The sequence below is a fragment of the Streptomyces sp. CWNU-52B genome, from assembly GCF_047444975.1.
Classification (GTDB): domain Bacteria; phylum Actinomycetota; class Actinomycetes; order Streptomycetales; family Streptomycetaceae; genus Streptomyces.
In genome coordinates, this window is the sequence record NZ_JBLFJV010000001.1 from 243,856 (window position 1) to 258,432 (window position 14,577).

Below are 14,577 nucleotides of genomic sequence, written 5' to 3' on the forward strand. Positions count from 1 at the left end.
GGATGGGGCTGGGCGCGCAGTTCCCCGCGCCCCTGGGGGGGGCGGGTGAAGGTTCGTGGTCGGGTGCGGGTGGGATGGGGCTGGGCGCGCAGTTCCCCGCGCCCCTGGGGGGTGGGGGTCGAGGTTCGTGGTCGGGTGCGGGTGGGATGGGGCTGGGCGCGCAGTTCCCCGCGCCCCTGAGGGGTGCGGGTGGGATGGGGCTGGGTGCGCAGTTCCCCGCGCCCCTGAGGGGGCGCGGCTGTGTGGTCGTCTAGAAGCCCAGGGATGCCGCCCTTGCGATCGTGGTTGACAGGGTTCGGGTCTCCTTGGATTCCGTGGCGGATGCCAAACCCTCCGCCCGGCTCGCCAGTTCGCGCAGTGGCGGCGCCCCGGGCAGCGTCCCGTCCCCCGAGCGGAGCGCGTCCGCGAAGTACGCGGCGACGGCCGCCACCTGCAACCCGCTCCGCGCCGTCTCCCCGTCCCACAGCGGCCCGTCGAGGGAGGCGCCCTCGATCCGGCCGCTCTCCTCGTGCGGCACCCGCGTGCCCGGGTCCAGCCACCGCACCGTCGCCGTGGCGACATGCCCCGTCGCGCCCGGCCTCGTACGCACCGCGTACAGCGCGGTGACCGTGTGGCCGGGACCCGTCTCGCCGCCGTCCACCCGGTCGTCGCGGAAGTCCTCGTCCGCCACCCCGCGGTTGTCGTAACCGATGAGCCGGAACTCCTCCACGGTCTCCGGGTCGAAGGCGACCTGCGCCTTGGCGTCCCGGGCCGTCAGCTCGACGTTCCGCGGCAGTTCGTCGCAGAAGACCGTGCGGGCGTCCTTCGTGTCCGACACGTACGTGGTGTGCCCGTCGCCCCGGTCCGCGAGGCGTTCCATCAGCGCGTCGCCGTAGTCGCTGCCCACCCCGACGCCGAAGAGCGTGATGCCGTGCTCACGGCGGGCGTCCCCGACCCGTTCGAGGATGGCGTCGGCGTCGGTCTCACCGGTGTTCGCGAGCGCGTCCGACAGCAGCACGACCCGGTTGGTGGCGCCCTCGCGCAGCCCCTCGACCGCCGTGCGGTAGCCGGTGGTGACGCCCGCGCCGAGGTTCGTCGAGTCGATGGCTTCGAGGGTGTCGATCGCCTCGTGGACGCGGCCCCGGTGCTCGCCGAGGCGCGTCATCGGGAGCACGGTCCGCGCCTCGTCGCTGAAGGTGACCAGCGCGACCGCGTCGTCGTCGCGCAGCCGGTCCGTCATCACGCCCAGGGAGTCCTTCGCCAGGTCGAGGCGGCCCGGTTCGGCCATCGAGCCGGAGACGTCGATGACGAAGGTGAGGGCGGCGGGCGGACGTTCGGCGCTGCCCTGCGCCTCGCGGGTGGCGAGGCCCACCCTGACGAGCCGCCAGTCCGGGCTGTCCGTACGGGCGCCGTCCATCGTGACCGTGAAGCCGTCGCCGTCGGGGCGCTCGTAGTGCTGGCTGAAGCTGTTGACGAACTCCTCGGGCCGCACCGTCGACGGCTCGGGCCGCCTGCCGTCCTCCAGGGTGCGGCGCGCGTAGCCGTACGAGGCGGTGTCGACGTCCAGCGCGAAGGTGGAGAGGTGGTCGGCCGGGTCCGGGTCCGGGTCCGCGGGGCCGCCGGTCGGCCGGGCCGGGGCGGGTATCGGGACGTCCTGCTGCAGCTTGCTGCCGCCCCGGTCCTGCGAGCTCTCGCCGTCGCCGCCGCCGCAGGCGGTGAGCAGGAGTCCGACCGTGACGGTGACCGCCCCGGTCACGAGTAGGCCCCGCCGCCCCCGGGTACGGGTACGCCGCCGCTGTGCCTGGTGCCGTTCTGTACGCCTCATGTGTGTCCCCCTCGGTGACCTCTGTGAGCCGACGTCTGTGACTGTGACGGCGGAGGAGGCCGGAATGAGCGGCACAACATGTTGCGGATGGATCTCGATGCGGCCACGGTGGGCGGCCGCCGAGACCGGTGGGTGATCCTCCGGAGACCCGGAGGTGTCCCGCTGCCTACGGCACCGCTACGACACCACGTCCTTGCGGGCGAACCCGCGGAAGGCCAGCGCGAACAGCACCATCGCGTAGGTGACGGAGACCGCCGTGCCCTGGATCATGCCGCCCCACTCCGGGGTGGGCTGCACCGCGTCGGCCCAGGCGAACTGCCAGTGCGCGGGCAGGAAGTGGCGCCAGTCGCCGAGGGCGGTGACCGCGTCCAGGACGTTCCCCACGATCGTCAGGCCGACCGCGCCGCCCACCGCGCCCAGCGGCGCGTCGGTCTTCGTCGACAGCCAGAACGCAAGGCCCGCGGTGACCAGTTGGGACGCGAAGATGAACGCGATCACGACCACCAGGCGCTGCGCCGCCGTCCCCGCGGACAGGGTGCCGCCGGTCGGGATCTCCAGCGGCCCCCAGCCGTACGCGGCCGACCCCACCGCCAGTGCCACGACCGGCAGCAGCACCATCGCGGCGAGGCTGAGGCCGAGCGCGACCACGAGCTTGGACCACAGGAGGCGGGCCCTGGGCACGGGTGCGGCCAGGAGGTAGCGCAGGGAGGACCAGCCGGCCTCGGAGGCGACGGTGTCGCCGCAGAACAGCGCCACGGGGACGACCAGCAGGAAGCCCGCGGAGACGAAGAGGTTCGTCGCGGCGAAGTTGGCGCCCGACGCCGTGGCCGTGTCCATGAGGGTGACCCGGCCCTCGCGGCCGTCCGGCCGGCCGCCGATCGCGAAGGCCACGGCCAGCACGAAGGGCAGGGCGGCGAGGACCGCGCCCATGACCAGCGTGCGGCGCCGTTTCAACTGGCGTGCCAGCTCGACCCGCAGGGGCAGGGTCCGTCCGGCGCGGTAGCCGTCCGCCACCTCGGCACGCTCGACAAGGGTGCTCACGCGGAGCCTCCGATCAGGGTCAGGAACGCGTCCTCAAGGCGGCGGTGGGGCCCCATGGACGCCACCGGCACTTCGAGCCGGACCAGCTCCACGAGGAGCCGGGCGGCCGCCGCGGAGTCCTCGGTGGCCGTGGGGGAGGTGCCCGCGAGTGCGGGGGCGAGCGCTGTCAGCCGTATCAGCAGGCCGTCGTCGGCGCGGACCGCCGAGTCGACGCCCGGCAGCGCCGCCACCTTCTCCACCAGCGGGTCCGCGATCTCGCCCGCGAGGCCGACCAGGAGCGTGTCGCCGGAGCCGATGATCTCGTGGACCGGGCCCGCCTGGACCAGCCGGCCCCGGTCCATGACGACCAGGTGCGTGCAGGACTGCTCGACCTCGGCGAGGAGGTGGCTGGAGACGATGACCGTACGGCCGGCCGCCGCGTAGCGGATCATGACCTCGCGCATCTCACGGATCTGGGGCGGGTCGAGGCCGTTCGTCGGCTCGTCGAGGATCAGCAGGTCCGGGAGGCCGAGCATGGCCTGCGCGATGGCCAGGCGCTGCCGCATGCCCTGGGAGTACGTACGGACCGCGCGGGCCAGCGCGTCTCCCAGGCCCGCGATCTCCAGCGCCTCCTCCAGGTGGGCGTCCTCGGCCGGGCGTCCGGTGGCCCGCCAGTACAGGTCCAGGTTCTCGCGCCCGGAGAGGTGCGGCAGGAAGCCCGCGCCCTCCACGAAGGCCCCGACCCGGGAGAGGACCGGCGCACCGGGCCGGATCGTGTGCCCGAAGACCTGGATCTCGCCGGCGTCGGGCTCGATGAGGCCCATGAGCATGCGCAGGGTGGTGGTCTTGCCCGCGCCGTTCGGTCCGAGCAGGCCGAGCACCTGGCCCTTCTCCACCCGGAACGACAGGTCCCGTACTGCGTACCGGTCCGTCGACTTCGCGTACCGCTTGCTCAGGTCGGTGATCTGGAGGGGGACCTCGGCGAGCGCGGGGTCCGGCGGGGACACCGCGGTGCGGCGGCGGGCCGTCGTCAGCAGGGCCCCCGCGATCAGCGCGCCGAGGAGCGGCAGCCACCACACCCAGGCGGGCAGCCCCGCGGCCCCGGTCGTCACACCGGGCGCGGTCGGCACGGCGAGGTCGCTCTTCAGCGAGACCGTGTACGTCGCCGGGGCCGTCGGGGACGCGTACCCGAGGTCGGTCGAGGCGAGGACCAGGCGCAGCCGGTGGCCGTCGCGCACCTCGTGGTCGACGGCGGGCAGGGTGAGCCGGACGTCCTTGCCGTTCTTGCCGGTCGCGACCCTCACCGGGGTGACCAGTTGGGACGGCAGGACCTGCTGCCTGCCGCCGGGTCCGACGTCGTAGACCTTGGCGAAGAGCACGGCCTCGCCGGTCGTCGACTTCACGTTCACCGTGGCGGTGGGCGAGCCGGTGATCCGCAGGTCCCCGGTCATCGGCTTCGACTCGAACCGGGCGAACTGTCCGGGGAAGTCGAGTGCCACGCCGACGCCCAGCGAGGACAGCTGGGAGAGGCCGCCGGCGCCGCCGATACCGGGGATGGCCGAGACGCCGGGCGGGCCGGCGCCCGCGGGGTTGGCGAACTCCTGCTCCTCGCGCCCGCTCAGCGCGATCTTCCGGTCGTCGCCGGTCAGGCCGGGATACGTGTCCCCGTCGGCGCCCCGCAGCAGGGCGGCGCCGTCGGTCGAGTCGATGCCGCCGGTGCGGGTGACCCGGAACGCGGGGCCCGTGTCGGCGTTCTTGTCGTCCTTCAGGTAGCGGTCGAACCAGGAGCCGACGCGTGCCTGGAGGCGGTCCGTCTCCATGTCGCCGCCGTCGTGGCCGCCGGCCAGCCAGTCGACGTCCACCGGGGCGCCGTTGGCCTTGACGGCCTTGGCGATCCGGTCGGCCTGGCCGAGCGGGAAGAGGGAGTCGGTCTGGCCCTGCATGATGAGCGTGGGCACCTTGATGCGGTCGCCGACGGCGGAGGGGCTGCGCTCCTCCAGGAGCTTCGTCGCGGCGGCGTCGGGCCTGCCGGACTCCGCGACCCGCTCGTACATCGCGCAGAGCTGGGCCTCGAAGGCGTCGCAGCCGCCGCCGGAGTTGATGAACAGGCCGGCCCAGAGCTTCTTGAGGACGCCGTTCGGGAAGAGGGCGTCCGCGAGGTTCCAGTACGTGATCGCGGGGGCGATGGCGTCCACGCGGCTGTCGTGGCCGGCGGCGAGGAGGGAGACCGCGCCGCCGTACGAGGCGCCGGTGACGCCGACCCGGGGGTCGCCGGCCTTGTCGAGCTGGACCTCGGGGCGGTCCGCGAGCCAGTCGATCAGCCGGGAGACGTCGGCGACCTCGCCCTTCGGGTCGTTGAGGCCGATCTTGCCGGTGGACCTGCCGAAGCTGCGTGAGGACCAGGTCAGGACCGCGTAGCCGTCGCGGGCGAGGTTCTGCGCCTGCTCGCGGACGTCCTCCTTGTCGCCGCCGAAGCCGTGGGTCAGGAGGACGGCGGGGCGGCGGCCGGCGGGGCCGGCGGTGAAGTACGAGGTGTCGATTCTCACGTCGCCGCCCATGGGGAGGACCCGGTCGGCGCGGTGCACCGCGGGTGCCTCGTCGGAGGCGACCGCGGTCCAGGTGCCGGCGCCGGCGACCACCACGACGGCGGCTGCGGCGGCGATCCACCGGCGTGGGCCTCGCAACCACCGTTGCGGGGCTGCGGGCATTCGAAGATCCATGCTTCAACGGTACGGGGCTGTGGGGGGTGTCGGTGCGGTCGCTGGGGGGAGGGGGTGGCCTCCTGGAGGAGTACGGGTGGGCTTCGGGATACCGCGTCTGCGGTATCCCGAACCGCGGGGGCGGTACGCGGGAGGGGGTGGTTCGGGTGTTGTCGGGCGGGTGCGGGTTCGTTGTGGCTGGTCGCGCAGTTCCCCGCGCCCCTAAAGATTGCGCAGTTCCTCGCGCCCCCAAAGACTGCGCCGTTCCCCGCGCCCCCAAAGACTGCGCCGTTCCCCGCGCCCCCAAAGACTGCGCCGTTCCCCGCGCCCCCAAAGACTGCGCCGTTCCCCGCGCCCCCAAAGACTGCGCCGTTCTCCGCACCCCCAAAGACTGCGCCGTTCTCCGCACCCCTGGAAGATTCCTCGTGCCCCTGGGGATGGAGGTCGGTGGCGGTTTCAGGGGCTTCGTGGGGTGGGGGCTGGGTTATAGGGGGCGGTGGCGGGTGGCTGACAGGCGTTCGTAGAGTTTGCGGGCCTTCAGTGCTGAGGGGCGGGTTGCCGTTTCGGCCACCGGGACGTCCCACCAGGCCTGCGCCGGGGGTGCGCCCGACACCGTGTCCGCCGTTTCGGTCTCCACGTAGACGCAGGTGGGGGTGGCGGCGGCCCGCGCCTCGGTGAGGGCCTCGCGCAGGTCGCTGACGGTCTTGGCACGCAGGACCCGCATGCCCAGGCTCGCCGCGTTGGCGGCCAGGTCGACGGGCAGGGGGCGCCCCGTGTATGTACCGTCCTCGGAGCGGTGACGGTAGGCGGTCGCGAACCGCTCGGCGCCGACCGTCTCGGAGAGGCCGCCGATGGACGCGTACCCGTGGTTCTGCAGGATCACGACCTTGATCGCGATGCCCTCCTGGACGGCCGTGACGATCTCGGTGGGCATCATCAGGTACGTGCCGTCGCCGACCAGTGCCCACACGGGCCGGTCCGGGGCGGCCATCCGCACGCCGATCGCGGCCGGGATCTCGTAGCCCATGCAGGAGTAGCCGTACTCGACGTGGTACTGGTCGCGGGACCGGGCCCGCCAGAGTTTGTGCAGGTCGCCGGGGAGGGAGCCGGCCGCGTTGACCAGGATGTCGGCGTCGGTGGCCAGTTCGTCGAGGACGCCGAGGACCTGCGGCTGGGTGGGCCGGGCGAAGGGGTCCTCCGCCTCGTAGGCCGCGTCGACGCGGTACTCCCAGCGTTCCTTGTCGTCGGTGTACTCGGTGACGTACGCCGGTTCGGCGTGGTGGCCGTGCGCGGCGAGCGCCTCGGTGAGGGACACGAGGGCCGTGCGCGCGTCGGCGACCAGCGGCCGGCCGGCCATCTTGTGGCCGTCGAAGGAGGCGATGTTGAGGTTCAGGAAGCGCACGCCCTGGGCGGTGAACAGGGTGCCGGAGGCGGTGGTGAAGTCGGTCCAGCGGGTGCCGACGCCTATCACCAGGTCGGCGGTGCGGGCGAGTTCGCAGGCGGTGGCCGTGCCGGTGTGCCCGACGCCGCCGACGTCCGCCGGGTGGTCCCAGGCGAGCGAGCCCTTGCCCGCCTGGGTGGAGGCGACCGGGATACGGGTGAGGTCGGCGAACTCCCTGAGCGCGTCCTCGGCCTCGCTGTGGTGGACCCCGCCGCCCGCGACGACCAGGGGGCGCCTGGCCTGCCGTATCGCCTGCACGGCGGCGGCCAGTTCCCCGGGGTCGGCGGCCGGGCGGCGGACGGCCCAGACGCGCTCGGCGAAGAACTCCTCGGGCCAGTCGAAGGCCTCCGCCTGCACGTCCTGCGGGAGGGCGAGGGTGACGGCGCCCGTGTCGACCGGGTCGGCGAGCACGCGCATCGCCTGGAGGGCGGCCGGGATCAGGGCCTCGGGGCGGGTGACGCGGTCGAAGTACCTGGACACGGGGCGCAGGCAGTCGTTGACCGACACGTCGCCCGCGTACGGGACCTCTAGCTGCTGGAGGACCGGGTCCGCGGGGCGGGTGGCGAAGGTGTCGCCGGGGAGGAGGAGCACCGGGAGGCGGTTGATCGTGGCGAGGGCCGCGCCGGTGACGAGGTTGGTGGCGCCGGGGCCGACCGACGTGGTGACGGCCTGCGCGGAGAGGCGGTTGGACTGGCGCGCGTAGCCGACGGCCGCGTGCACCATGGACTGCTCGTTACGGCCCTGGTGGTACGGCATGTCATCGGCGTACTCGAGGAGCGCCTGGCCCAGCCCGGCGACGTTGCCGTGCCCGAAGATGCCCCAGGTGGCGCTGACCAGGCGGCGGCGCACCCCGTCGCGCTCGGTGTACTGGGCGGCGAGGAACCGCACCAGTGCCTGCGCGACCGTCAGCCTCGTGGTCGGCCTAGTCGTCGGCCGTGCTGTCGGCCCGGTCGTCGTCGTTGACGTCGGCTCTGTCATCGGCAGCCCTCTGTGCTCTCTGCGTGTCACGGGTGGGATCACGGGTGGGAAAGCGATCCGCCACGTCATACGTCCGAACGGGCCTTACGTCTCTACGGCCCGCCCACCGATCCGTCCACCGACCCGTCGACCGGGGCGGCCGGGGTGGGCAGGGCGGGCGCGCCGGGACGTCGTGCGGGCCGGTACGCCGTGCGGCCGTGCACACCCGGTGTCGGGAACCTCCGGCGCGGAGCCGTAGCGGGCGGGGAGTCGTCGCTCGCACTTCGCTCCTGCCAGGGCGAAGCGGACTTCCGCGCCGGAGGCGATCGGTACCCGGGCAGCACGGGGGCGTACGCGAAGTCGGCCACGAGGCCGGCGCCTTCGGCGAACGCGCGCTCCCTGCCCAGGAGTTCTAGCACTTTGCCCTCTTTATTCCCCTCTGTGCGCACCGTACAACCGTCGTCGGAGGGAAGCACGGGCGGCGACACGGAGCGCGGCACGAACGGTGAACGGTCCGTGCACAGGTCATGTACGGACCGTGCGCGGACCGCGCCTGGTCCACAGCGGGCCAGGTTAGGCCGACCCCAGGTCTAGCGGCGGCAGCAGAGCCCTGTCAATTGGTTGTCCGGACATTCGGACCAGGCCTTGACACCTCTCCCCGACCGCGCCGAAGCTGACGGCCATGACGACGTTGCCACCTGAGTCATCTCCCGCATCCTCCGCAGCGCCCGCGTCCTCGCTGTCGCGCATCCGTATCGGTTCGGCGCCCGACTCCTGGGGCGTGTGGTTCCCCGACGATCCCCAGCAGGTCCCCTGGCGGCGCTTCCTCGACGAGGTCGCCGAGTCCGGCTACGAGTGGATCGAGCTGGGCCCGTACGGCTACCTGCCGAGCGAGCCCGCCGTCCTCGCGGACGAGACCGCGCGCCGCAACCTGCGGGTCTCGGCCGGCACGGTCTTCACCGGGCTGCACCACGGCCCCGACGTGTGGGACGCCACCTGGGCGCACGTCTCGGACATCGCCGCGCTCACCCAGGCGATGGGCGCCGAACACCTCGTGGTCATCCCGTCGTTCTGGCGCGACGACAAGACGGGCGAGGTACTGGAGCCCGACACCCTGACCGCGGAGCAGTGGCGCCATCTCACCACCCAGACCGAGCGGCTCGGGCGCGAGGTGCGTGAGCGGTACGGGCTGAAAATCGTCGTCCACCCGCACGCGGACACGCACATCGACAGCGAGGAGAACGTGACGCGCTTCCTCGACGGCACGGACTCCTCCCTCGTGTCGCTGTGCCTGGACACCGGCCACTACGCCTACTGCGGCGGCGACAACGTGAAGCTCATCGAGACGTACGGGGAGCGGATCGGGTACCTCCACCTCAAGCAGGTGGACCCGGAGATCCTCGCCGACGTGCGGGCGAACGGGGTGCCGTTCGGGCCCGCGGTGGCCCGGGGCGTGATGTGCGAGCCGCCGAGCGGGGTGCCGGAGCTGGAGCCCGTGCTGGTCGCCGCGCAGAAGCTGGACGTGGAGCTGTTCGCGATCGTCGAGCAGGACATGTATCCGTGCCCGCCGGACAAGCCGCTGCCCATCGCGCGGCGGACCCGGCAGTTCCTCCGCTCCTGCGGAGCCTGAGCCTTCGCGTTCCACTGGGGTGCGGGGCGGCCGTGACCGGGCGCGCAGTTCCCCGCGCCCCTGGAAGGGCGCGTCCCCGAGTCGGGATCCATCGGCGAGTCGGATCAATCGGTAATGCGTCACTCGTGTCACGAATGACCTCTTTCTGTCACACATGTCCCGAGTACGCGGGTCTTGCGTCACACCCGTGCGACAGCCCCTGACGCGTTGTCACACTGCGTCGTTCACCGAGCACAGGCTAGTGATCGCCAGCGCAGTGCCCGGCTCCCCCGACGGCCGCCCCTCGGCCGCCGCCGCGGCGCGCGCAGGGAGGTGCCACCGATGACCGACCGTAGGCTCTGGTCGTACAAGGAGATCGCGGCGCACATCAAGGTGCAGCCGGACACGGTGCGGTCGTACCGCAAACACGGGCTGCTGCCCGCGCCCGACCACGTGGAGGGCGGCAAGCCCTACTGGTACGCCGACACCGTGCGCACCTGGGTCGCCGCCAGGCCCGGCAACAGAGGCCGACGGGGCGACTGACGGCCGGGCGGGCGTCACGGTCCGCACGCCCAGGGCTCGACGACCGTGACGCCCGCCCCCGGCGCCGCACCCATCGCCGCCAGTGCGGCGGGGGCGGCGGCCAGGGGGATCGTGGACGTCACCAGGAGGTCGGGGCGCAGCGTTCCGGCCCGTACGGACTCCAGCATCGGCGGGTAGGCGTGCGCGGGCATCCCGTGGCTGCCGAGGAGTTCCAGTTCGAGCGCGATCACGCGGGACATCGGCACCTTCGGGTCCTCGGGCAGCAGGCCCACCTGGACGTGCCGCCCGCGGCGGCGCAGGCCGCCGACCGACGCCGCGCAGGTGGCCGGGGATCCGAGGGTGTCGAGCGAGAGACGGGCGCCGCCGCCGGTCAGCTCGCGGACCGCCGCCGCCGTATCGTCGACCTTCCGGGCGTCCACGCAGTGCGCGGCGCCGAACCGCCGCGCCAGGTCCAGCGCCTGCGGCGAGAGGTCGACCGCGACGACCCGCGCCCCGGCGGCCGCGGCGATCATCACCGCGGACAGCCCGACCCCTCCGCAGCCGTGCACCGCCACCCACTCCCCCGGCGCCACCCGCCCCCGCGCGACGACCGCGCGGAACGCCGTGGCGAACCGGCAGCCGAGCGAGGCCGCCGTCCGGAAGGACAGCTCGTCCGCCACGGTCACGAGGTTCACGTCGGCGTGGTCCAGGGCGACATACTCGGCGAAGGACCCCCAGTGCGTGAACCCCGGCTGGGTCTGCCTCTCGCACACCTGCTGGTCGCCCGCCGCGCAGGAGGCGCAGCGTCCGCAGGCGCAGACGAAGGGCACCGTGACCCGGTCGCCTGGGCGGTGGCGGGTCACCAGGGCGCCCACCGCCTCGACGGTGCCGGCGAGTTCGTGTCCCGGCACGTGGGGCAGCGTGACGCCCGGGTCGTGGCCCTGCCAGCCGTGCCAGTCGCTGCGGCACAGGCCGGTGGCCTCGACCCGCACCACCACGCCGTGCGGCGCGGGCGCCGGGTCCGGTACGTCCCGCACCTCGGCCGGTTCCCCGAACCGCTCGAACACCACTGCCCGCATGTCCTTCGCCCCTCCGCTCGCCCCTCCGCCGTGGATCACCATCATGGTGGACCGGCGGCCCCGGCCGCACTCCGTCACACCCTTGGAGGTGTACCCCCTAGGGGTATAGTGTGGGGAACGTGAGGGCCTCTTGAGCCTCGCACGCCCCATACATCTCGAATGCCCCATACATCTCGAACGTCTCGACGAGGAGCAACGACATGACCGCCCAGACCGACAGCCCCGGCTCCGTCACCACCGTCTACCAGGTGAGCGGGATGAGCTGCGGGCACTGCGAAGGCTCGGTCTCCAGCGAGATCTCCGAGATCGCGGGGGTCACCTCGGTGAAGGCCGTCGCGTCCACCGGCGAGGTGACCGTGGTCTCCACCGCCCCGCTCGACGAGGAGGCCGTGCGCGCCGCCGTCGACGAGGCCGGCTTCGAGCTCGCCGGCAAGGCCTGACGCACGCTTCCCTCCTTCCGCACCGGCCGTGCCGGCCAGCTGATACTGGTTCCGTACGGTCCGGTTCGTTCCCTGGAGCACGGACATGACCAGCAGCACAGCACCGGGCACAGCACCGGTGGCCACTCCGGCCGACGCGCCCGTCCGGGCCGCGGAGGTCCAGCTGACCATCGGCGGGATGACCTGCGCGTCCTGCGCGGCCCGGGTCGAGAAGAAGCTCAACCGCATGGACGGCGTCACCGCCACGGTCAACTACGCGACGGAGAAGGCGAAGGTCTCGTACGCGGACGGGGTGCGGGTCGCCGACCTGATCGCCACCGTGGTGAAGACGGGCTACACCGCCGAGGAACCCCCGCCGCCGCCCCCGCCCACGGAGGCCGCCGACGCGCGCCCCACCGAGGAGGGGCCGACCGAGGAGGGTCCGGCCGAAGAACGCGACCCCGAGCTGACCGCGCTGCGCGAACGCCTCGTCGTCTCCGCGCTCCTGGCCACCCCGGTCGCCCTGCTGTCGATGATTCCCGCGCTCCAGTTCGACAACTGGCAGTGGCTCGTCCTGACCCTCGCCGCGCCCGTCGTCGTCTGGGGCGGGCTGCCCCTCCACCGGGCGGCGTTCACCAACGCCCGGCACGGCGCCGCCACCATGGACACGCTCGTGTCGACCGGCACGCTGGCCGCGTTCGGCTGGTCCCTGTGGGCGCTGTTCGTGGGCGACGCGGGGATGGCGGGCATGCGGGACGAGGGCTTCTCGCTCACCGTCTCCCGTGAACAGGGTTCCTCGGCGATCTACCTCGAAGTGGCCGCCGGGGTCGTCGCCCTCATCCTCCTCGGCCGCTATCTGGAGGCCCGCTCCAAGCGCCGCGCGGGCGCCGCCCTGCGTTCCCTGATGGAGCTGGGCGCCAAGGACGTCTCGGTCGTACGGGGCGGCCGCGAGGTCCGCGTCCCGGTGGGCGCGCTGGCCGTGGGCGACCGCTTCGTCGTACGGCCCGGCGAGACGGTCGCCACCGACGGCACCGTCGTCGAGGGCACCTCGGCCGTCGACGTGTCGATGCTGACCGGCGAGTCGGTGCCGGTGGACGTGACCGCGGGTTCGGCCGTCACCGGCGCGACCGTGAACGTCGGCGGACGGCTCCTCGTCGAGGCGAGCCGCGTCGGCGCCGACACCCGGCTCGCCCGGATGGCTCGGCTCGTGGAGGACGCCCAGAACGGCAAGGCGCAGGTGCAGCGCCTCGCCGACCGGGTCTCCGGGATCTTCGTACCCGTCGTGCTGCTGATCGCGCTCGGCACGTTCGGGGTCTGGCTCGGGGTCACCGGTGACACGGCCGCCGCGTTCACCGCGGCCGTCGCCGTACTGATCATCGCCTGCCCGTGCGCCCTGGGCCTGGCCACCCCGACCGCGCTGATGGTCGGCACGGGTCGCGGCGCCCAGCTCGGCATCCTCATCAAGGGCCCCGAGGTCCTGGAGTCCACCCGCCGCGTCGACACGATCGTCCTGGACAAGACCGGCACGGTCACCACCGGCGTCATGACCCTCCAGGAGGTGTACGCGGCCGACGGCACCGACGAGACGCGCGTACTGCGGCTCGCGGGGGCCCTGGAGCACGCCTCCGAGCATCCGATCGCCCGCGCGGTGGCTGCGGGCGCCGAGGAGCGCACGGGGGCCCTGCCGCCCGTGCAGGGCTTCGAGAACGTCCCCGGGCTCGGGGTGCGCGGCACGGTCGAGGGCCACGCGGTGCTCGTGGGGCGGGTCCGCCTCCTCGAACAGGCCGGCGTCACGCTCCCGGACGGGCTGCTCGCCCTCAGGGCGCGGGCCGAGGCCGAGGGGCGTACCGCCGTGGCCGTCGCCTGGGACGGGACGGCGCACGGGGTCGTCACCGTCGCCGACGCGGTCAAGGAGACCAGCGCGGAGGCGGTGCGCTCGCTGCGCGCCCTGGGCCTCACCCCGATCCTGCTGACCGGGGACAACCGGACCGTCGCCGAGTCCGTGGCCCGCTCCGTCGGAATCGACCCCGCCGACGTGATCGCCGAGGTGCTGCCCGAGGGCAAGGTCGACGTGATCGGCCGGCTGCGGGCCGAGGGGCGGACCGTGGCGATGGTGGGCGACGGCGTGAACGACGCGGCCGCGCTGGCCGCCGCCGACCTCGGGCTCGCGATGGGCACCGGGACGGACGCGGCGATCGAGGCGAGCGACCTGACGCTCGTACGGGGGGATCTGCGGGTGGCCGCGGACGCGATCCGGCTGTCCCGGAAGACGCTCTCCACGATCAAGGGAAACCTCGTGTGGGCCTTCGGCTACAACGTGGCGGCGCTGCCGCTCGCCGCGGCGGGACTGCTGAACCCGATGATCGCGGGCGCCGCCATGGCGTTCTCCTCCGTGTTCGTGGTGACGAACAGTCTTCGTCTGAGGGCATTTTCATGACGAAGAGGTAGGAGTCCCCTAGAGTCCGGCACACGTCTTCACATAAGCTCTTCACACGGCGTGCGCATCTTCCTTACTCTGGGACTCCGATAGTCATATCGGGCCTCTTGCGCAGCTTCAGGGCATATGCAAGAGACGCAGATCACAGTGATGCGAACGTAACCATCGAAGGGGTTCGTGAGTCTAGATTGACGATGTCAGAGACGTCTTGGGGGGCGTATCTGACATCTGGGGACGTCTTGGGGGACGTTCTCGGAATTGCGTTGCCGGGACACGTACAACGGGGAGCTTTGAGCGGCCCTCCCGTCCGTACGGGTCCCGGCAGACCGCACCGCAGTAGACAGATTTTTGCTCGTTTTGCTCGCAGCGATTCAGGCGCTGCCTTCAGACGCCCGGCCGGATCCCGTGGGGGGAATCCGCACCGGGACATGGGAAGGCGCCCCGACTCCGGCCCGTGGGGGGACCGGCAGCGGGGCGCCTTCTTTAATGCACTTCAGGGGCAGCGGCTCCGGAGGGCGTGACTTCCGGAGGGCGTGCGGGGCTGCGGTTCCACCGCGCCCTCTGAGGGGCGCGGGGAACTGCGCGACCAG

At 72.8% G+C, this 14,577-nt stretch carries 9 protein-coding genes and 1 pseudogene; 4 read left to right on the forward strand and 6 right to left on the reverse strand.

The annotated features are described in order from the left end of the window. Positions 1-250: 250 nt before the first annotated feature. The 5 genes and pseudogenes from ACLVWQ_RS01040 to ACLVWQ_RS01060 form a co-directional block, all read right to left on the reverse strand. Entirely contained in the window at positions 251-1,804 is a 1,554-nt protein-coding gene (locus ACLVWQ_RS01040; RefSeq protein ID WP_414106124.1) for a YfbK domain-containing protein, read from the reverse strand. A gap of 177 nt (positions 1,805-1,981) precedes the next feature. Further along, positions 1,982-2,845: an ABC transporter permease gene (locus ACLVWQ_RS01045; RefSeq protein WP_414106125.1), complete on the reverse strand. Its 864-nt coding sequence runs from the start codon at positions 2,843-2,845 to the stop codon at positions 1,982-1,984. After that, positions 2,842-5,544: an alpha/beta fold hydrolase gene (locus ACLVWQ_RS01050; protein WP_414106126.1), complete on the reverse strand. Its 2,703-nt coding sequence runs from the start codon at positions 5,542-5,544 to the stop codon at positions 2,842-2,844. The genes ACLVWQ_RS01045 and ACLVWQ_RS01050 overlap by 4 nt, the downstream gene beginning before the upstream one ends. A gap of 463 nt (positions 5,545-6,007) precedes the next feature. Then, positions 6,008-7,942 carry a 3D-(3,5/4)-trihydroxycyclohexane-1,2-dione acylhydrolase (decyclizing) gene (gene iolD / locus ACLVWQ_RS01055; RefSeq protein WP_414106127.1) on the reverse strand — a complete coding sequence of 645 codons (1,935 nt, stop codon included), beginning with the start codon at positions 7,940-7,942 and terminating at the stop codon, positions 6,008-6,010. Between the two features lie 213 nt (positions 7,943-8,155). Then, positions 8,156-8,493, reverse strand: a pseudogene (locus ACLVWQ_RS01060) (hypothetical protein); the annotation flags it as partial. 110 nt (positions 8,494-8,603) lie between these two features. On the opposite strand from ACLVWQ_RS01060, the gene ACLVWQ_RS01065 reads away from it, so the two are divergent. Then, positions 8,604-9,551 carry a sugar phosphate isomerase/epimerase family protein gene (locus tag ACLVWQ_RS01065; RefSeq protein WP_414106128.1) on the forward strand — a complete coding sequence of 316 codons (948 nt, stop codon included), beginning with the start codon at positions 8,604-8,606 and terminating at the stop codon, positions 9,549-9,551. Positions 9,552-9,872: 321 nt separating this feature from the next. After that, on the forward strand, positions 9,873-10,073 hold the full coding sequence (locus tag ACLVWQ_RS01070; protein WP_414106129.1) for a helix-turn-helix transcriptional regulator: 201 nt from the start codon (positions 9,873-9,875) through the stop codon (positions 10,071-10,073). A gap of 14 nt (positions 10,074-10,087) precedes the next feature. Here ACLVWQ_RS01070 and ACLVWQ_RS01075 read toward each other — a convergent pair whose 3' ends face one another. Beyond that, positions 10,088-11,131 carry a zinc-dependent alcohol dehydrogenase family protein gene (locus ACLVWQ_RS01075; RefSeq protein WP_414106130.1) on the reverse strand — a complete coding sequence of 348 codons (1,044 nt, stop codon included), beginning with the start codon at positions 11,129-11,131 and terminating at the stop codon, positions 10,088-10,090. A gap of 200 nt (positions 11,132-11,331) precedes the next feature. On the opposite strand from ACLVWQ_RS01075, the gene ACLVWQ_RS01080 reads away from it, so the two are divergent. After that, positions 11,332-11,571: a heavy-metal-associated domain-containing protein gene (locus ACLVWQ_RS01080; RefSeq protein WP_414106131.1), complete on the forward strand. Its 240-nt coding sequence runs from the start codon at positions 11,332-11,334 to the stop codon at positions 11,569-11,571. Between the two features lie 85 nt (positions 11,572-11,656). Beyond that, positions 11,657-13,987, forward strand: a complete 2,331-nt coding sequence (locus ACLVWQ_RS01085; RefSeq protein WP_414106132.1) for a heavy metal translocating P-type ATPase — start codon at positions 11,657-11,659, stop codon at positions 13,985-13,987. Positions 13,988-14,577 lie beyond the last annotated feature (590 nt).